This window comes from Streptomyces sp. NPDC050743, assembly GCF_044456925.1.
Taxonomy (GTDB): Bacteria; Actinomycetota; Actinomycetes; order Streptomycetales; family Streptomycetaceae; genus Streptomyces.
Genome location: NZ_JBITGJ010000077.1, coordinates 21,100 through 38,578, shown reverse-complemented (window position 1 = coordinate 38,578; position 17,479 = coordinate 21,100). Strand labels below are relative to the sequence as shown.

Below are 17,479 nucleotides of genomic sequence, written 5' to 3'. Positions count from 1 at the left end.
TTCGGAAACGAAGCCCGCACCACCCGCGCAGTCAGCTCCGGCACCCCGCGATCAGCCCGCGGCTCCAGCGACATACAACCCCACCCTCGATCGACGAACATGCCGATCATGGCAGGCCTGCACACTCATCATCACCGGTTCACGGATTTCCCAACGGAGTCCTGAAGGCCGGGGCATCCTCGGAGAAACCCGGTGAACCGATTCATCCGCGGCAGCGGGGAGTTCGACGCGGTCACCGACGTCGACCGCATCCTGCGCAGCCCCCACGACTCCGTACGGCTGCTGCCGTTCCTCGACGGCGGCGACCACCTGCACCCCGACGACCAGGGGATGCGGGCGATCGCCGGTGCCGTCGAGCCCGGCAGCCTCGACTGCGCCCGCCTGACCGGGGACCGGCCCGCTCACCCCGCCCCGGTCGGCTCCGGCGCGATCAGCCCCCGGCGGTAGGCGATCGCCACCGCCTCCGTACGGCTCGCGGCGCCCAGCTTGGCCAGGATGTTGGAGACGTGCACGCTCGCCGTCTTGACGCTGATGAACAGCTCCTCGCCGATCTGCCGGTTGCTGCGGCCCCGCGCGAGGAGCCGCAGCACGTCCTGCTCCCGGGCGGTCAGCGGCACGGCACCGGCCGGGTCCGCCGCCGTGGCGGCGGTGAGACGGCCCCGGCGGGTCAGCGCGTCGATCCGTTCCAGCAGCGGTGCCGCACCCAGCGCGGCCGCCGTCGCCCGCGCCGCCCGCGCCTGCTCCGCCGCCTCCGGGCGCCGCTCGACGGCCAGCAGCGCCTCCGCCCAGCGCACCCGGCAACGCGCCTGCTCGTACACGTCGCCGTACGCGAACGCGGCGACCGCCTTCTCCCAGGCCGCCGGATCCGGGCCGGAGGTGGCCGTCGCCCACTCCGCCTCGGAGCGGGCCAGCCAGGCCTGGCCCTCCGGGCCCTGCTGACGGCCCTCCTCGTCCCGTGCGGCCGAGGCCCGCGCCTGCTCCACCAGCTCGGTCGCGGTGTCCGCCCAGCGGCGCAGCGCCGGTGCGTCGCCGGCACGCCGCGCTTCCACCGCCCGGTCGGCGACCGCCGTGAGACAGAGCGCGGCGAGCCGGACGGTGACGTCGGGCTGCCGCTCCGAGCCGTCGCCCAGCGCGGCGAGGGTCGCCCGCATCCGCTGCTCGGCCGCCTGCGGGTCGCCCCGCAGCGCGGCGGCGTCGGTGAGCACGACGCCGGCGACCAGCGTGCCCATCCAGTTGAACGGTCCCTCCAGCAGGGCCTCGGCCCGCTCGACGGCCCCGGCGTCACCCCGCGCCGCCGCCGCGTACAGCGCGGGCCCCGCCGCGAAGGCGCCCGTGGCCGGCATGACGGACGCGGCCTGGGCCGCCGCGCGCAGGCACTCGTCCCACCGGCCGAGCGTGTACAGCACCAGCAGCTGGAGATACCGCATCCCCAGCGGATACGGCGAGGACAGCAGTCCGGTCCGACGGGCCCGCTCCAGCGCCTCGGCCAGCACGGGCAGGCACGCCTGAAGATCGCCGGCTTCCAGACGGCTGATCGCCTGGTTGAACAGCGCGCGCATCTCCACCGGACCGTGCCCGGCGGACCGCGCCAGCTCCCGGGCCCTCCGCAGCTGCTCCTGGCCCTCCGGGGAGCGCCGGCCGCCTCCTTCGAGATTGGCCAGGGAGATCAGCAGATCGGCCCGGGCGTCGGCCATGCCCAGCTCCTCCGCGACGGGCAGAGCGCGGTGGGCGATGCGCAGCGCCGTCTCGTCCGCGCCGAGGTGACGAGCCGCCACGACATGGGTGGCCGCCGCCCACACCCAGGTCGGCGAGGGCGGCTCGGCGGGGATGAGCGCCAGCGCCTCACTGCTGTACCGGAAGGCGGCCTGCAGCCGGTCCACGCTGATCAGGTTGCCGGCCAGGGTGTAGCGGATCCGGGCGGCGAGCGCGGAGTCGGCGTCCTCGCCGACCTCGGCGAGCGCGGCCCGCGTCAGGGAGACCGCCCGATGGGAGTCCCCGGCCTGCACGGCCGCGACGGAGGCCCGCAGGGTCAGGGTGACGGGCGCGATGCCGTCGGCGCTCGGCCGTGCCCCGGCCGGCACCGACGACCACAGGTCCAGCGCCGTCTCCAGGTGCCGCAGCTCCTCGGCCGGCGCACCCAGCCGCCGGGCGTGGTCGGCGGCCTCCAGACAGGCGGCGAGCGCCCCCGGCAGGTCGTGGCTCTCGCGCGCGTGGTGGGCGCGCTCGGCGGCGGTCTCCGGGGCGCGGCCACGGGCGGCGAGCAGCCGGGCGTACGCCCCGTGCAGCCGGGACCGTTCGCCGGGCAGCAGATCGGCGTAGACCGCCTCGCGGGTCAGGGCGTGCCGGAAGGCGTAGGTGTCGCGGTCCCCGGGGACGAGCAGTTGCCGGCCGACGGCCTCGCGCAGTGCCGCCTCCAGCTCCTCCTCGGGGAGCCCGGCCGCCTCGCGCAGCAGGTCGTGCTCCACCCGGCGCCCGGCCACGGCGGCGGTCCGCAGCACCTGCTGGCCGGTCTCCGTCAGCTGCTCGACCCGGATGAGCAGCAGGTCCGCGAGCCCGCTGGGCACGCCGCCGGCGTCGGCGCCGGCCGCCGCGAACAGCTCCTGCGCGTAGAACGCGTTGCCCTCCGCGCGGGCCACGATGCCCTGTACGACGGACTCGGGCAGCGGGCGGTCCTCCAGGGCCCGCACCAGCCGCGCGACCTCGGGATCGGCCAGCGGCCGTAGCTCCAGCCGCTCCACGGCCGGCAGCCGGACCAGTTCGGCGAGCAGCGGGCGCAGGGGGTGGCGGCGGTGCAGATCGTCCGCCCGGTAGGAGGCGAGGACCGCGAGGCGCCGCTCGGGGGCGCCGCCCGGCCGGTGCAGCACGCCCCGGCTGAGCAGGAAGCGCAGCAGGTCCCGGGAGGACTGGTCGGCCCAGTGCAGGTCCTCCAGGACCAGCAGCAGCGGTGCCACGGCGGCCAGTTCGGCCAGCAGCCCGGCGACGTCCTCGAACAGCCGCAGCCTTCCGTCCGGGCCGCCCGCCGGGTCGGGGCCGGCGCCCAGCAGCCTCTCCACCGCCGGATGCGCGGCCAGCACGGATGCGAAGCGTGCGTCGCCGGCGAGCACGCCGAGGATCTCGGTGAACGGCAGGTACGGCAGGCCCACGTCACCGAGGTCCACGCAGTGCCCGGTGACCACGGTGCTCCCCGCACGTGCCGCCTGGCCGGTGACCTCGTCCAGCAGCCGTGTCTTGCCGACCCCGGCGTCCCCGGCGACCAGCACCGCCCGCGCCTCCCCACCCCGGGCACGCTCCAGCACGCCGAGGAGCCGGGCCAGTTCCTCGTCCCGCCCGATCAACGGCGGCGAGGAGAAGACGATCTGCGACACGCCTCCATCCTGGCACGCCGAGCGCCCCGAAGGGGCGCGGGACCGTGCCGTTGTGCGGCTCCGCCGCGCGGGCGCGACCAGCCACGACGCACCCGCGGTCGCCGCCCGCGGAGAACCCGCCGAGTCGGCGGGCGCTCAACCCCTCAGCGCCTGCGCCCAGTTCCTCGGGACCCGCCCGGCGGGCCCCGGCACGGGCTGTTCGGCGGGATGACTGGCCGGCGGGGCCAGCTCCGGACCCGAGGCGTACAACTCGTCCGTCGCGTAGTCCCAGAACCACTCCTCACCCGGCTCGAAACTTTGGATCACCGGATGCCCCGTGGCGTGGTAGTGCGCGGTGGCGTGCTTCGCGGGTGAGTCGTCGCAGCACCCGATGTGCCCGCACTGCGCGCACCGGCGCAGATGGAACCACCAGCCGCCGGCCTCCTCGCACTCCACACAGCCGGTGCCGCTGGGCGGGACGCCCGGGTCGATCGCGTCGGCCTTGTCGCTGGTGCTCATACGGCTTCCTCCGCTTGCTCGATGGACGTGTCAGGCAGTTCGGCGGTGAGCGGCAGCAGCACCTGGAAGCGGGTGTCGCCGGGCACCGACTCCACGCGCAGGGTGCCGTGGTGCTTGTTGAGGATGATCCGCCGGGAGATGTCCAGGCCGAGCCCCGTGCCCTCGCCGACCGGTTTGGTGGTGAAGAACGGGTCGAAGATCCGGTCCTTGATCTCGGGCGGGATCCCGGGCCCGGTGTCCCGGAACTCCACCAGCAGCCGTTCGTGGTCGAGCGCGGTCCGCACGGTCAACGTGCCCGTGCCGCCCGCGCCGTTGATGGCGGACACCGCGTTGTCGATCAGGTTGGTCCACACCTGGTTCAGCTCCGCCGGATAGGCGGGCACCGGCGGGAGCGTGCGGTCGTACTCCTTCACGACCTGGATGCCGCCGCCGATCTTGCCGGACAGCATCAGCAGGGTGCTGTCGAGGAGTTCGTGCACGTCCACCGCGCGGTAGGGCGCCCGGTCCAGCTGCGAGTACTGCTTGGCCGCGTCGACGAGATGCGAGATCCGGGTGGTGGAGTCCTCGATCTCGTTCATCAACAGCTCGGTCTCGATGGTGTAGTTGAGCCAGGCGACCGCACCGGGCAGGATCTCCTCGTCCACGGCGGCGGCGACCTGGTCCAGCCAGTCGACGTCGAGTCCGGCCTGCACGAAGGCCGGCGCCAGCTGCCAGGCCTGGCCGACGCCGTGGTCCTCCAGCCAGTCGGTGAGCAGGTCCTCCCGGTCGGAGGCCTCCAGCGGACTGAGCACCGGAGCCTTGGCGACCCGTTCGGCGGTGCGCTCCTGGATCTCGACCAGACTCGCCAACGCGTCGCGGGAGAAGGGGCCTTCGGCGATCATGGCCAGCTTGCGCCGCATCTTCGCGACCCGTTCGCGGAGCGTGGCCGTCGCCCGTACGGCTGCCGCCGCTGGGTTGTTCAGCTCGTGTGTGAGCCCCGCCGACAGCGAGCCCAGCGCCAGCAGTCGCTCCTGCTGCCCGATCACCGCCTGGGTGCGCTTCGACCCGAAGAACAGGCCCTCCAGCAGATGCACGGCCATCGGGAACCACTCGGTCATGACGTCCGCGAAGATGTCCGCCGGCAGCACGAAGAACCGCGACGGCTCCGTCACCCGCATCGAGTTGTTGTAGGCCTGCCGCACCCGGTCGCCGATGTAGGCCTGCATCGCGCCCGCGTACACCCCGCGCTGCGAGGTGCGGGTGACCTCCACGTCGTCGCCGCCGACCCGGCGGGAGAGCACGACCGTGCCCTCGATCAACACGAAGAAGCAGGTGGCCGGGTCGCCCTCGGTGTACACCGGACCGGGCTCGAACAGCTCCACCCGCCCCTCGCAGCACAACCGGCCCAGCTGTTCGGGGCTCAGCTTCTCGAAGAGGAACAGCGAGCCGATCTCCTGGGGACTGCACGGCATGATCTGCCCGCTCATGACTGCTCCAGATCGTTCATGACTGTTCCAGATACCGGTGGACGAGCATCACGGCCATGGCTCCCTCTCCGACGGCGGACGCGACCCGCTTGGCGGACTCGGCACGGGCGTCACCCGCCACGAACACACCGGGGACGCTGGTCTCCAGGTGGTACGGCGGCCGGTCCAGCTCCCAGCCGGCCGGCGGCCGCCCGTCGGCCGTCAGATCGGGCCCGGCCAGGATGAACCCGCGCTCGTCGCGCAGCACCGCGTCGCCGAGCCAGTCGGTCAGCGGGGCGGCGCCGATGAACACGAACATCCACTGCGCGTCGACCCGTTCGCGCTCGCCGGTCACGGTGTCGCGCAGCGTCAGCTGCTCCAGGTGGTCCGTGCCGTGCGCCGCGTCCACCACGGTGTGCGGGCGCACCGAGATGTTCGGCGCCTCGTTGATCTGCTGGATCAGGTAGTGCGACATCGAGGCCGACAGGTCGGGGCCGCGCACCAGCAAGGTCACCGACTTCGCGCCCCGGGACAGATACATCGCGGCCTGGCCCGCCGAGTTGGCGCCGCCGACGATGAAGATGTCCTGCCCCTGGCAGGAGGCGGCCTCCGTCAGCGCCGAACCGTAGAACACCCCGCAGCCGGTCAGATCCATGCAGCCGGCGGCCTCCAGCTGCCGGTACTGCACGCCGGTCGCGAGGATCACGCTGTGCGCGGCGATCGCCGAGCCGTCCGCGAACCGTACGACCCGGGCGGCGCCGTTGGCCTCCAGACCCGTCACCTCGCGGGCGGTCAGGATCTCCGCGCCGAACTTGGCCGCCTGCCGGCGCGCCCGATCGGTGAGCTGGGCGCCGGAGACGCCGTCGGGGAAGCCCAGGTAGTTCTCGATCCGCGAGCTCTGCCCGGCCTGCCCGCCGGTCGCCGACCGCTCCACCAGCACGGTCCTGAGCCCCTCGGAGGCCCCGTACACGGCCGCACCGAGCCCGGCCGGCCCGCCGCCGATCACGATCAGATCGTAGAAGTCGGCCGTCGGCGTGGTCGCCAGCCCGACCCGCGCGGCCAGTTCCGGCGCCTCGGGCTCGACCAGCGTGGTGCCGTCCGGCGTGATCACCAGCGGCAGCCGCCGCGCGTCCTGCCCGGCGGCCGCCAGCAGCCGCTGCCCCTCGGGCTCCTCCACCGAGTACCAGCGGTACGGCACCTGGTTGCGGGCGAGGAACTCGCGCACGTCCGACGACCGCGCCGACCAGCGGTGGCCGACCACCTTGGTGCTGGGCACGGGCCGGTAGGCGCTGGAGCGCCAGGCCTGCAGCAGATCGTCCAGGACCGGGTAGAGCTTCTCCTCCGGCGGGTCCCAGGGCTTGAGCAGATAGTGGTCCAGATCGACCACGTTGATCGCGTCGATCGCCGCGTTGGTGTCCGCGTACGCGGTCAGCAGCACCCGGCGCGCCCCCGGGTACACGTCCAGCGCCAGTTCCAGGAACTCGAGGCCGTTCATCTCCGGCATGCGATAGTCGGCCAGGATCACCGCCACCAGGTCGCCGCGCAGCTTCAGCTCGCGCAGGGCCTCGAGCGCGGACGCCCCCGACTCCGCGCGCACGATCCGGTACGACTCGCCGTAGCGGCGCCGCAGATCGCGGGCGACGGCGCGGGAGACCCCCGGGTCGTCGTCCACGGTCAGGATGACGGTCCGCGCTGCGTCGGCGGCCTGTGCCATACGTCTCCCACCCCGAGCGTTGGTTCCGCGGGTCGGTGTCGTGGGGACCACCGCACCGGTTCGCAGCCATCGTATGTTCGATTGCCCCGATTCGCCCTGGGACAGGGCAGGCGGCGCGATCAGCCCGGGCGCCGCTCCCCGAGCACACAGAACTCGTTGCCCTCGGGATCCGCGAGCACCACCCACGGCTGCTCGCCCTGCCCGATCTCCGCGTGCCGGGCGCCGAGCGCGAGCAGTCGGGCCACCTCGGCCGCCTGGTCGTCCGGGCGGAAGTCGAGATGCAGCCGGTTCTTGACCCTCTTCGGCTCCGGCACCGGCACGAACAGCAGCCCCGGCAGCCGGTCGGGCGCGGGCCGGATCTCGTACTCGTCCGCGGCGTCGTTCACCACGACCCAGCCCAGCGCCTCGGCCCACCAGCGCCCGAGTGCCACCGGGTCGGCCGCGTCGACGACCACCTGCTCCCACTCCACAGCCATGCCGGAAGCGTAGTCAGCGGACGGCCGGACGCGCGGGCCCGTTCGGCGCGGCGCAGGACCTCCTGGCCGTGCCCGGTCGGCCCGACCGTGTTCCGGCGCCGGTCCTCGGCGCTGCGGCGGCGCGCCACGAGTCCCTATGTCCTCCGGGGCGGCGACGAGGGCGACCATCGTGCTCCGGTCGACCCCGATCCTGCCGGCGGCCTCCCGGCTGGTGCGCTCGCACCCTGCGGCTGGTCGCCGAACACGCGGACATCTGGAACATCCCCGGGCCGCTGCAGAACTCCGTGGAGACCCTCGCCGGACGCGCCCGCGTCCTCGACGCCCACTGCGCGGCCCTGGGCCGTGACCCGCGGACGGCTGATCGCGGCGGGCTTCACGCACCTCGTGCTCGGCCTGCGTGCCCCTACCCCCGGGCAATCGCCCGACGGCTCGTGGAGGACATCGTCGTGCCCGTGCGCGACGGTGGCCGATAGTGGGCACCAGCACCACGACAGCGGCGACGACAAGGAGGCCCACGGATGACACGCCCGATCACGGCAGGGGTGGACGGCACTCAGGAGAGCCTGGCCGCGCTGGACTGGGCGGGCCGGGAGGCCGTACGCCGTGGGCTGCTCCTGCGCGTGGTGCACGCCTGGCGGTACGCCGAGTCGCTGGTCGTCGACCGGAGCACCCAGCAGGGTTGGGTGTCGGAAGGGGTGGCGGAGGCCGTGCGGGCCGTCTCCGAGCGGCATCCGGAGCTGGAGGTGAGCGTCGACGTGGTCGAGGGCGAGCCCGTGCGCGCGCTGGCCCGTGCCGCGGCGGAGGCGGAGATGCTGGTGCTGGGTTCGCGCGGGCACGGGCCCGTGCTCGGGTTCCTGCTGGGCTCGGTCGGGCAGCAGGTGATCGCCGAGGCGGCCCGGCCGGTGGTCCTGGTGCGCGCCGGGGATCAGCCGGCGGCCGAGGCAGCCGGGCGGGAGGTCGTGGTCGGTCAGCACGGCGACCCCGAGGACAGCGCGGCCACGCTGCGGTTCGCGTTCGAGACGGCGGCGGCCCGTGGCGCGGCCGTCCGGGCCGTACGGGCGTGGACCCTGCCGCCGGTCTTCGCCTACAGCCCAGGCTCGCTCAAGCTCCTCGACGACTCCGGCGGTCTCGAACCCTACGAGCAGCAGGCGCTGACCGAGGCGCTCCGGCCGTGGCGGGAACGGTTCCCGGAGGTGCCCGTGGCCGAGCACCTGGAGATGGGCAGCGCGGGCCAGGTGCTGCTGTCGGTGGCCGACCGGGCCCAGCTGATGGTCGTCGGGCGCCGGGCGCACCGTACGGCCGTGGGCGCCCGGATCGGCTCGGTCGCGCACGGGATGCTGCACCACGCCGAATGCCCGGTCGCGGTGGTCCCGCACGAGTGAGCTACTCGGCCTCGGTCGGCTCCAGGCCGGCCCGCGCCTTGGGCAGGACGTTCTCGATGTAGGCCTCGACGGCCGTGTCGAGGCCTATGTCGTGCTGGGCGCGCTCGGACAGGTACCAGCGGTGTTCCAGGAGTTCGTGGTAGATCTCGGCCGGGTCCATCGAGCCGCGCAGCCGTGGCGGCACGGCCCGCACCGTGGGCCGGAACACGTCCCGCACCCACCGGTGGGCCAGGACTTCCGGGCGGGCGGTGAGTGGATCGCCGGGCGCGTAGTCGTCCTGGGTGGCCATCCAGCTCTCCAGGTCGTTCAGCAGCCGCCGCGCCTGGTTCTCCTCCGTGTCCAGGCCGGTCAGCCGCAACAGCTGCCGTTGGTGGTGCCCGGCGTCGACGACCTTCGGCACGAAGGTGACCGTGTCGCCGTTGGAGGAGTGCTCGATCTGCATCTCGGCCACATCGAAACCGAGGTCGTTCAGCCGGCGGATCCGGCGTTCGATGTAGTGGTACTTGCCCGCCGGGTACACCGAGGTGCGGGTCAGCTCCTGCCACAGGCCCTGGTAGCGGGTGCAGATCTCGTGCCCGAACTCCACGGGGTCGACGGACGGGTGCAGCGCACCGGACGCCTCCAGGTCCAGCAGCTCGCCGCTGATGTTCACCCGGGCCAGGTCCAGGTCGTACTCCCGCTGCCCCGGGCTCAGCCGCGGGTGCAGATCGCCGGTCTCGGCGTCGACCAGATACGCGGCATAGGCGCCCGCGTCCCGCCGGAAGAGGGTGTTGGACAGCGAGCAGTCGCCCCAGGCGAACCCGGCCAGGTGCAGCCGGACCAGCAGCACGGCGAGGGCGTCCATCAGGCGGTGCATGGTCGCCGGACGCATGGTCGTCTCGAACATCGACCGGTACGGCATCGAGCCGCGCAGATGCCGGGTGATCAGGACCGGCTCCAGCGGGGCGCCCGAGCGGTCGGTGCGGCCGGTGACCACGGCGAGCGGGTCGACGGCGGGGATGCCGAGCCGGTCGAGGTCGCGCAGCAGCCCGTACTCGCGCAGCGCGGGCCGCTCGGCCAGCTCCTTGACGGCGATCACCTCGTCGCCGGCGTGCGCGTACCGCACCACGTGCCGGGAGATGCCCCTCGGGAGCGGCACGAGGTACTCCTCGGGCCACTCCTTCAGGGGCACGTCCCAGGGCAGGGCGAGCAGGAGCGCGGGGTGCTCCGGGTTCGTGGCGCTGATCTGCAAGGCCATGGCACGAACCCTAAGGCCCCGCCCGCGTGTTCTAGGAGGCCCGGTCCCGCGCCTGCTCGGCCGCCGCCCGCACCGGACCCCGGTGGACCGGCCCGTGCCCGGGCAGCAGGGTGTCGCCGTCCAGCGCGCCGATCGTCTCCAGGGAGGCCAGGACCCCGGAGCGCTCGTGGTGGAAGAAGTCGAGCAGTATCTGCGGTCCCTTGACCCGCGAGGTCGCGTGGCCGCTGACCAGGGCGTCACCGGAGATGACGATGCCCGCCTCGGGGAGGTGGTAGACGCAGTGGCCGCCGGTGTGGCCCGGGGTGTGCACGGGCACGGGGCGGCCGGGCAGGTCCAGGGGGCCCTCGTCCGGGAACGGCTCGGGAGCGGTGACGGGGTTGTGGTCGGTTCCGCCGACGCGGATCACATGGGCCGCCCAGGGCAGGACGCCCGGCCGCCAGGCGTTGCGGACCACGTCGCCGATGGAGGCCTGCTGCAGAAACTCCCGCCGCGCGTGCGGCACTTCGGCCGGGTGCAGGTAGACGGGCGTGCCGTGGGTGGCGCGCAGATACTCGGCCGAACCCAGATGGTCGTTGTGCGCGTGGGTGATCAGAACGGCGGCGACCGCCTCCGGGGAGCTGCCCACCTCGGCGAGGGACTCGAGGACTCCCTGGCGGTCTCCCGGATAGCCGGTGTCCACCAGGGTCACGGCGTCCCCGTCCTTCAGGATCACCCAGTTGACGTGGTTGCCGTGCACCAGATAGGTGCCGTCGGCGACGTGGTGTACTTCTGCCCGCATGATCTCCCCGAACCCTGTGACCGACCGTCCGGGACAGCCAACCAGATGTGCCGGCGTTCCCGCACCGGCGGGTCGCGTCACTGCACGCCGTGCGGCCGGAACTGGATGCTGATGCGCGGCCCCGTGGCCCGGGCCGTCTTCGGTACGCAGTGCTCCCAGGTCCGCTGGCAGGAGCCGCCCATCACGATCAGATCGCCGTGGCCGAGCGGCCGCCGCAGCGTCGCACCGCCGCCGCCCGCCGGACGCAGCAGCAGGTCCCGGGGCGCGCCGACGGAGAGGATCGCGACCATCGTGTCCTCGCGGGCACCTCGCCCGATCCGGTCCCCGTGCCAGGCCACGCTGTCCCGGCCGTCGCGGTAGAAGCACAGCCCGGCGGTCGTGAAGGGCTCGCCCAGCTCCTCGGCGTAGTGCCGGGACAACGCGTCACGGGCCTCGTCCAGCACCGGATGGGGGAGTGGGTCGTCCGCCGTGTAGAAGGCCAGCAGGCGCGGCACGGCCACCACGTTGTCGTACATCTTGCGGCGCTCCGCCCGCCACGGCACGTCCGCCGCCAGCTTCTCGAACAGGGCGTCGGCCCCGCTCAGCCAGCCCGGCACGACGTCGACCCAGGCGCCGGCGCCCAGTTCGGTCCGGGCCGGCCCGTCGAGCGGCCCGAGCCGGAGCTCGTCGGTCTGGTCGAAGAGGGAGCCCTGGAGGTGCGTGGACATGGGTCCAGCGTACTCCTTAATCGAAAATGTGTTCCCCTACGATCAGGCCTTTCGATACATCGATGTATCGGATACATTCCTGTATCGAACTCGGGAGGGTCGGATGGAGGACGCACCCAAGCGCGTCACCCGGCGCCGGGTCCAGACCCGCGCCAGGCTGCTACAGGCCGCGTTCGAGGTGTTCGCGGCCAAGGGCTTCGGACGGGTCTCCATCGAGGAGGTCTGCGAGGCCGCGGGCTTCAGCCGCGGCGCCTTCTACTCGAACTTCGCCACGCTGGACGAGCTGTTCTTCGCGCTCTACCAGGAGCGCGCCGACCTCATCGCCTCCCAGGTGACCGAGGCGCTCACCCAGGACGGGCCCGGACTCGACGTACCGACGGCCGTGGACCGCGTCACCGAGGTACTGCTGCTCGACGTGGACTGGCTGCTGGTCAAGACCGACTTCCTGGTACACGCGGCCCGCGACCCCGAGATCGCCCGGGCCCTCCTCGACCACCGCGCCCGGCTCCGCGAGGCGGTCGCCGACCGGCTCTTCCGGGCCCGCGGCCACACCGAACTGCCCGCCGTGCTCGGTGACGTGGACGGCGCCGCGCACGCGGTGGTCGCCGCGTACGACGGCGTCACCGTCCAGCTCCTGCTGGACAAGGACGTCGACGCCGCCCGCGCCTGGCTCAAGCAACTGGTCACCGCCCTGCTCACGGACGGCAGCCGCACCCCCGCAGCACCCCGCACGACCCCCGCATGAGGACCTCTAGGGAAGGACACAGCCACGATGGACGCGGACGTCATCGTCGTCGGAGCGGGCCTCGCCGGCCTGGTCGCGGCGCACGAGCTCACCAGCCGGGGCCGCCGGGTGGCCCTGGTCGACCAGGAGAACGCCGACAACCTCGGCGGACAGGCGTTCTGGTCCTTCGGCGGGCTCTTCCTCGTCGGCTCCCCGGAGCAGCGCCGCCTCGGCATCAAGGACTCCTTCGACCTCGCCTGGAGCGACTGGCAGGGCAGCGCGCGGTTCGACCGGCACGACGACGAGGACTCCTGGGCGGTGCGCTGGGCCCGCGCCTACGTCGAGTTCGCGGCCGGAGAGAAGCGGTCCTGGCTCAAGGGGCACGGCATCGAGCTGCTGCCGACCGTCGGCTGGGCCGAGCGCGGCGACCTCAGGGCCGGCGGGCACGGCAACTCGGTGCCCCGCTTCCACATCGCCTGGGGCACCGGCACCGGCGTGGTCGAGCCGTTCGTGAAGTACGCCCGCCAGGCCGCCCGGGACGGGCTGCTGACCTTCCACCACCGCCACCAGGTCGACGAGTTGGTCATCGAGGACGGCACCGCGCACGGGGTGCGCGGCACGGTGCTCGCCGAGGACCGCTCGGCACGCGGAGTCGCCTCCAACCGCGACCGCGTCGGCGACTTCGAACTCAGGGCCCAAGCGGTCGTCCTCACCACCGGCGGCATCGGCGCCAACCACGACATCGTCCGCCGCCACTGGCCCGCCCGGCTCGGCACCCCGCCGGCCGAGATGGTCACCGGCGTCCCGGCCTACGTCGACGGCCGGATGCTCGACATCAGCGCCGAGGCCGGCGTCCGGCTGGTCAACCGGGACCGCATGTGGCACTACACCGAGGGCCTGCAGAACTGGGACCCGATCTGGCCCGGCCACGGCATCCGCGTCCTGCCCGGCCCGTCCTCCATCTGGCTCGACGCCCTCGGCCGCCGGCTGCCCGACCCCTGCCTGCCGGGCTACGACACCCTCAACACCCTCAAGTACCTGCGCACCACCGAGGACATCGCCGGATACGACCACTCCTGGTTCATCCTCACCCGGAAGATCATCGAGAAGGAGTTCGCGCTCTCCGGCTCCGAGCAGAATCCGGACATCACCGCCAAGGACCGCAAGGCCGTCCTGCGCGACCGGCTGCTCGGCAAGGGCGCGCCCGCACCGGTGCAGGCCTTCCTCGACAAGGGCGCGGACTTCGTGACCGCGGGCAACCTGGAGCAGCTGGTCGGGAAGATGAACGCCCTCACCGACAAGCCGCTGCTGGACGCGGCCGAGGTGCGCCGCCAGATAGAGGCCCGCGACCTGCAGATGGCCAACCCCTACAGCAAGGACTCCCAGGTCCAGGGCATCCACAACGCCCGCCGCTACATCGGGGACCGGCTCGGCCGGGTCGCCACCCCGCACCGACTCCTCGACCCCGCCGCGGGCCCCCTCATCGGAGTCCGGCTGCACGTGCTGACCCGCAAGACCCTCGGCGGCATCCAGACCGACCTCGACTCCCGCGCCCTGTCCGCCGACGGCACGCCGATCGAGGGGCTGTACGCGGCGGGCGAGGTGGCCGGCTTCGGCGGCGGCGGGGTGCACGGCTACAACGCGCTGGAGGGCACCTTCCTCGGCGGCTGCCTGTTCTCCGGCCGGGCCGCGGGCCGGCACGCGGCCCGGCACACGGGCTGACTCAGCCCTTCAGCAGCTCCAGCAGGACCTGCGCGTGGCTCTGCTCCGGCGTCTTGGACGCGGTCAGCAGGGTCACGCGCTTCCTGCGGGCCGCCTTGCGCAGGCCGTCGAGCAGTTCGGCGGCCTCCGTGGCGTCGAGCTCCGCCTCGTAGCGGCCCCTGAACTCCTCGTAGGAGCCGCCCCCGTGGAACCACTTGCGCAGTTCGTTGGACGGCGTGAGCGCCTTCGGCCACTCGTCCACGCGGGCCGCGTCCTTGGCCAGGCCGCGCGGCCACAGGCGGTCGACGAGGACGCGCAGGCCGTCGTCGGCCTCGGGCGGGTCGTAGATGCGGCGCACACGCACGCTCACGGTCGGGGCCCCTCTCGGGTCGCGGACGGTCCCGCGAGCCTACTGCGGCGGCCCCCGGCCACCCGGTCGCGACGCGGGACGAGGTGGCCTGAACAAGGCGGAAACCGGGCCCTCGCCGGCCCTAGTCTGTATCACCCGGCACGTCCTCCAGGAGCCGCATGTGACGCCACCCAGCAGACCGCACCTCCGACGCCGCACCGCCGTCCTCGCCACCCTCCCCGTCGCCCTCGCAACACTCGTCGGCGCCGCCGGAGCCACGGCGTCGGGCAAGGCCGGCGCGTCCGGCGCGGGCGACCCCTACTTCCCGCTCAGCGGCAACGGCGGCTACCACGTCCGGCACTACGACCTGACGCTCCGCTACGACACCTCCGCCCGGCACCTCGACGGCCGGGCCGCCCTCTCCGCCCGCGCCACCGAGAACCTCAGCCGCTTCGACCTCGACCTGAAGGGCCTGAAGGTCACCCGCGTCACCGTCGACGGCGCGCCCGCGGCCTCCCGGCGCGACGGCCAGGAACTCGTCGTCACCCCGCGCCACACCCTGCGCGCGGGCCGGGACTTCCGGGTCACCGTCACCTACGACGGCACCCCGAAGCCGGTCACCGACCCCGACGGCAGCGCGGACGGCTGGATACCCACCGACGACGGCGCCTTCGTCGCCGGCGAGCCCCAGGGCGCGATGACCTGGTTCCCGGCGAACAGCCACCCCAAGGACACGTCGTCGTACGACATCACCGTCACCGTCCCCCAGGGGCGCACGGCCGTCTCCAACGGCGCGCTGCTCGGCCGGCGCACCGAGCACGGCCGTACGACCTTCCACTGGCGCGAGACCCGGCCCATGGCCGCCTACCTGGCCACGGTCACCATCGGAAAGTTCGACGTCGAGCAGTACACCACCCACGACGGCATCCACGTGTACAACGCCGTCGACCCGCGCGAGGCGAGCGCGGCCGCACCGGTGCTCAAGAAGCTGCCGTCCGTCCTGAGTTGGGAGAGCAAGCTGTTCGGGCCGTACCCGTTCCGCTCCGCCGGGTCGATCGTCGACCACGCGAGCGTCGGCTACGCCCTGGAGACCCAGACCCGGCCGCTGTACGACTCCGCACCCGACATCGGCACCCTCGTCCACGAGAACGCCCACCAGTGGTTCGGCGACTCCGTCGCCCTGACCGCCTGGAAGGACATCTGGCTCAACGAGGGCTTCGCCACCTACGCCGAGTGGCTGTACACCGAGCAGCACGGCGGCGACAGCGCCCAGAAGACCTTCGACGCGCTCTACGCCCGCCCGGCCGGCGACCACCTGTGGGCGTTTCCGCCCGGCGACCCGGGCAGCGGCGGGAACATCTTCGACACGCCCGTCTACAACCGCGGCGCCATGACCCTGCACGAACTGCGCAAGGCCGTGGGCGACCGGGACTTCTTCCGGATCCTGCGCGCCTGGACGGCCGGACACCGCGGCGGCCACGGTACGACGGCACAGTTCGAGGCACTGGCCGAGCGGATCTCGGGCAAGCGGCTGGACGGGCTGTTCCACACCTGGCTGTTCACCAAAGGCAAGCCGAACAGCGCCTGAACCCTGACCGGTTCCAAACATGTGTCGGCCAGGGTCGACACCATGATCCATCGCAGAACCGCCGTCGCCCTCCTCGCCTCCCCGCTGCTGCTCACCGGCTGCGGCGGCGGAGCCGAGGCGACCGGGCGCCGGACACCCCCCACCCGCCCGGCGCCCACCGCCACGCCCGCCTCCGCGGTCCAGGCGGAGCAGGCGCACCAGGGCATACCGGGCCTCGGCCCCGCCAGGTCGGCGGCGATACCCGAGCGCTGCGAGCAGGCCGTCGTCGTCACCGGGCGCGGGAAGGACTCCCCGCTCTGCACGGTCGCCGTGCACCAGCGCACCCCCGCCGGCTGGCAGACGGGCCCCCGATGGGCCGGCCACAACGCCCTTCGCGGCTGGAGCGCCCACGTACTGGACGACCTGCGCTCCCCGCTCGGCGTCTACACCCTCTCCGACGCCGGCGGCCTCCTCCCCGACCCCGGCGGCAAACTGCCGTACCACCACTCCGGCGGCTTCCACTCGCCCGGCACCGGCTTCGAGGGCGAACCGCTCGAGGGCTGCTTCGACTACGTCATCGCGATCGACTACAACCGCCGGCCCGGCACCTCCCCGCTGGACTGGACCCGGCCGCTCGGCCCCAAGCGCGGCGGCGGAGTCTGGCTGCACGTTGACCACGGCGGGCCCACCCACGGCTGCGTCAGCGTCGCCAAGGGCCACATGAGGGAACTGCTGCGCACCCTCGATCCGGCACGGCATCCGGTGGTCGCCATGGGATACGCCGACTGGCTCGCCGTCTGAGACGCCTAGGATCCGAACCCGTGTGCGCACATGTACTGGTCGCCGAGGACGACGAGAAGCAGGCCGAACTGATCCGCCGCTCCCTGCTGGCCGAGGGACACACCGCAACCGTGGTGCACGACGGCGCCGCCGCGCTGGAGGCGGCCCGCAGCCTCAGACCCGACCTCGTCGTCCTGGACCTGATGCTCCCGGTCGTCGACGGCTTCGGGGTGTGCCGGGCGCTGCGCGGCGGCGCGGACCCGGAGATACCGGTGGTCATGCTCACCGCCCGCTCCGCCCAGGACGACCTGCTGCTCGGCCTCGAACTCGGCGCCGACGACTACATGACCAAGCCGTACAGCCCACGCGAGCTGATGGCCCGCATCCGCACGGTGCTCAGACGCAGCGGGCGCGGCGTCGGCACCCGGGACGACGACCCGGTCGTACGGGCCGCCGGGATCAGCGTCGATCCCGTACGGCACGAGGTGCGCTGCGACGGCGCGGTCGTGGACTGCACGCCGGCCGAGTTCCAGATCCTGCTGTCGATGGCCGCCGAGCCGGAACGGGTGTTCACCCGGCGGCAGTTGCTGCAGTGCACCCGCGGCTTCGACCGGGCGTCCACCGAGCGGGCCGTCGACGTCCACATCATGAACCTGCGCCGCAAGATCGAAACCGACCCGCGCCGGCCGGTACGGCTGCTGACCGTGTTCGGCGTCGGCTACAAGCTGAGCGGAACCAGGCCGTGAGGCGGCGGCG

The 17,479-nt window shown here is 73.2% G+C and carries 15 protein-coding genes and 1 pseudogene; 7 read left to right on the top strand and 9 right to left on the bottom strand.

All coding sequences use genetic code 11. From position 1 onward, the window contains the following. Nucleotides 1-183: 183 nt before the first annotated feature. Nucleotides 184-447: pseudogene (locus ACIBJF_RS40675) on the top strand (hypothetical protein); the annotation flags it as partial. On the opposite strand, the gene ACIBJF_RS40670 reads toward ACIBJF_RS40675, so the two are convergent. The 5 genes from ACIBJF_RS40670 to ACIBJF_RS40650 form a co-directional block, all read right to left on the bottom strand. After that, the gene (locus tag ACIBJF_RS40670) at nt 402-3,365 is read right to left on the bottom strand and encodes a helix-turn-helix transcriptional regulator (RefSeq protein ID WP_399181719.1); all 2,964 of its coding nucleotides are present in this window, start codon (nt 3,363-3,365) and stop codon (nt 402-404) included. The pseudogene ACIBJF_RS40675 and the gene ACIBJF_RS40670 sit on opposite strands and share 46 nt — an antisense overlap. A gap of 135 nt (nt 3,366-3,500) precedes the next feature. Beyond that, entirely contained in the window at nt 3,501-3,863 is a 363-nt protein-coding gene (locus tag ACIBJF_RS40665; RefSeq protein ID WP_399181718.1) for a UBP-type zinc finger domain-containing protein, read from the bottom strand. After that, nucleotides 3,860-5,329, bottom strand: coding sequence for an ATP-binding protein (locus tag ACIBJF_RS40660; RefSeq protein ID WP_399181716.1), 1,470 nt, complete (start codon nt 5,327-5,329; stop codon nt 3,860-3,862). The genes ACIBJF_RS40665 and ACIBJF_RS40660 overlap by 4 nt, the downstream gene beginning before the upstream one ends. Before the next feature lie 16 nt (nt 5,330-5,345). Beyond that, nucleotides 5,346-7,022, bottom strand: a complete 1,677-nt coding sequence (locus ACIBJF_RS40655; RefSeq protein ID WP_399181715.1) for an FAD-dependent oxidoreductase — start codon at nt 7,020-7,022, stop codon at nt 5,346-5,348. A 119-nt stretch (nt 7,023-7,141) separates the two neighbouring features. Further along, nucleotides 7,142-7,498 (bottom strand): VOC family protein, encoded by a 357-nt coding sequence (locus tag ACIBJF_RS40650; protein ID WP_399181713.1) that lies wholly within the window; start codon nt 7,496-7,498, stop codon nt 7,142-7,144. Nucleotides 7,499-8,016: 518 nt separating this feature from the next. Between ACIBJF_RS40650 and ACIBJF_RS40645 the strand changes: the two genes are divergently transcribed. Continuing rightward, the gene (locus ACIBJF_RS40645; protein WP_399181711.1) at nt 8,017-8,880 is read left to right on the top strand and encodes a universal stress protein; all 864 of its coding nucleotides are present in this window, start codon (nt 8,017-8,019) and stop codon (nt 8,878-8,880) included. Between the two features lies 1 nt (nt 8,881). On the opposite strand, the gene ACIBJF_RS40640 is transcribed toward ACIBJF_RS40645, so the two are convergent. From ACIBJF_RS40640 to ACIBJF_RS40630, 3 genes are all read right to left on the bottom strand, one after another. Continuing rightward, complete coding sequence (locus ACIBJF_RS40640; protein WP_399181709.1) at nt 8,882-10,117, bottom strand: DUF4032 domain-containing protein; 1,236 nt, start codon at nt 10,115-10,117, stop codon at nt 8,882-8,884. Nucleotides 10,118-10,148: 31 nt separating this feature from the next. Continuing rightward, nucleotides 10,149-10,895, bottom strand: a complete 747-nt coding sequence (locus tag ACIBJF_RS40635; protein ID WP_356306728.1) for an MBL fold metallo-hydrolase — start codon at nt 10,893-10,895, stop codon at nt 10,149-10,151. A 77-nt stretch (nt 10,896-10,972) separates the two neighbouring features. Then, the gene (locus ACIBJF_RS40630; protein ID WP_399181707.1) at nt 10,973-11,602 is read right to left on the bottom strand and encodes an alpha-ketoglutarate-dependent dioxygenase AlkB; all 630 of its coding nucleotides are present in this window, start codon (nt 11,600-11,602) and stop codon (nt 10,973-10,975) included. A gap of 103 nt (nt 11,603-11,705) precedes the next feature. Between ACIBJF_RS40630 and ACIBJF_RS40625 the strand changes: the two genes are divergently transcribed. Further along, nucleotides 11,706-12,347: a TetR/AcrR family transcriptional regulator gene (locus tag ACIBJF_RS40625; protein WP_399181705.1), complete on the top strand. Its 642-nt coding sequence runs from the start codon at nt 11,706-11,708 to the stop codon at nt 12,345-12,347. A 27-nt stretch (nt 12,348-12,374) separates the two neighbouring features. Then, a complete protein-coding gene (locus tag ACIBJF_RS40620) occupies nt 12,375-14,048 on the top strand; it encodes an FAD-binding dehydrogenase (protein WP_399181703.1) in 1,674 nt (557 codons plus the stop codon). A gap of 1 nt (nt 14,049) precedes the next feature. Here the strand turns inward: ACIBJF_RS40620 and ACIBJF_RS40615 are convergent, their stop codons facing one another. Further along, nucleotides 14,050-14,397, bottom strand: a complete 348-nt coding sequence (locus tag ACIBJF_RS40615) for a DUF488 domain-containing protein (RefSeq protein ID WP_399181701.1) — start codon at nt 14,395-14,397, stop codon at nt 14,050-14,052. Between the two features lie 160 nt (nt 14,398-14,557). Here ACIBJF_RS40615 and ACIBJF_RS40610 point away from each other — a divergent pair, with 160 nt between their 5' ends. The 3 genes from ACIBJF_RS40610 to ACIBJF_RS40600 are packed head-to-tail and all read left to right on the top strand — an operon-like array spanning nt 14,558 to nt 17,469. Then, nucleotides 14,558-15,964, top strand: a complete 1,407-nt coding sequence (locus ACIBJF_RS40610) for a M1 family metallopeptidase (protein ID WP_399181699.1) — start codon at nt 14,558-14,560, stop codon at nt 15,962-15,964. Nucleotides 15,965-16,006: 42 nt separating this feature from the next. After that, entirely contained in the window at nt 16,007-16,744 is a 738-nt protein-coding gene (locus ACIBJF_RS40605) for a L,D-transpeptidase family protein (protein WP_399181697.1), read from the top strand. Nucleotides 16,745-16,764: 20 nt separating this feature from the next. After that, nucleotides 16,765-17,469: a response regulator transcription factor gene (locus ACIBJF_RS40600; RefSeq protein WP_399181695.1), complete on the top strand. Its 705-nt coding sequence runs from the start codon at nt 16,765-16,767 to the stop codon at nt 17,467-17,469. Nucleotides 17,470-17,479: the final 10 nt, after the last annotated feature.

Bases quoted from the DNA above. Each gene is read 5' to 3' on its own strand.
- ACIBJF_RS40650 (WP_399181713.1), bottom strand. From the start codon at position 7,498: ATGGCTGTGGAGTGGGAGCAGGTGGTCGTCGACGCGGCCGACCCGGTG.
- ACIBJF_RS40655 (WP_399181715.1), bottom strand. From the start codon at position 7,022: ATGGCACAGGCCGCCGACGCAGCGCGGACCGTCATCCTGACCGTGGAC.
- ACIBJF_RS40660 (WP_399181716.1), bottom strand. From the start codon at position 5,329: ATGAGCGGGCAGATCATGCCGTGCAGTCCCCAGGAGATCGGCTCGCTG.
- ACIBJF_RS40625 (WP_399181705.1), top strand. From the start codon at position 11,706: ATGGAGGACGCACCCAAGCGCGTCACCCGGCGCCGGGTCCAGACCCGC.
- ACIBJF_RS40645 (WP_399181711.1), top strand. From the start codon at position 8,017: ATGACACGCCCGATCACGGCAGGGGTGGACGGCACTCAGGAGAGCCTG.
- ACIBJF_RS40620 (WP_399181703.1), top strand. From the start codon at position 12,375: ATGGACGCGGACGTCATCGTCGTCGGAGCGGGCCTCGCCGGCCTGGTC.
- ACIBJF_RS40665 (WP_399181718.1), bottom strand. From the start codon at position 3,863: ATGAGCACCAGCGACAAGGCCGACGCGATCGACCCGGGCGTCCCGCCC.
- ACIBJF_RS40605 (WP_399181697.1), top strand. From the start codon at position 16,007: ATGATCCATCGCAGAACCGCCGTCGCCCTCCTCGCCTCCCCGCTGCTG.
- ACIBJF_RS40635 (WP_356306728.1), bottom strand. From the start codon at position 10,895: ATGCGGGCAGAAGTACACCACGTCGCCGACGGCACCTATCTGGTGCAC.
- ACIBJF_RS40640 (WP_399181709.1), bottom strand. From the start codon at position 10,117: ATGGCCTTGCAGATCAGCGCCACGAACCCGGAGCACCCCGCGCTCCTG.
- ACIBJF_RS40630 (WP_399181707.1), bottom strand. From the start codon at position 11,602: ATGTCCACGCACCTCCAGGGCTCCCTCTTCGACCAGACCGACGAGCTC.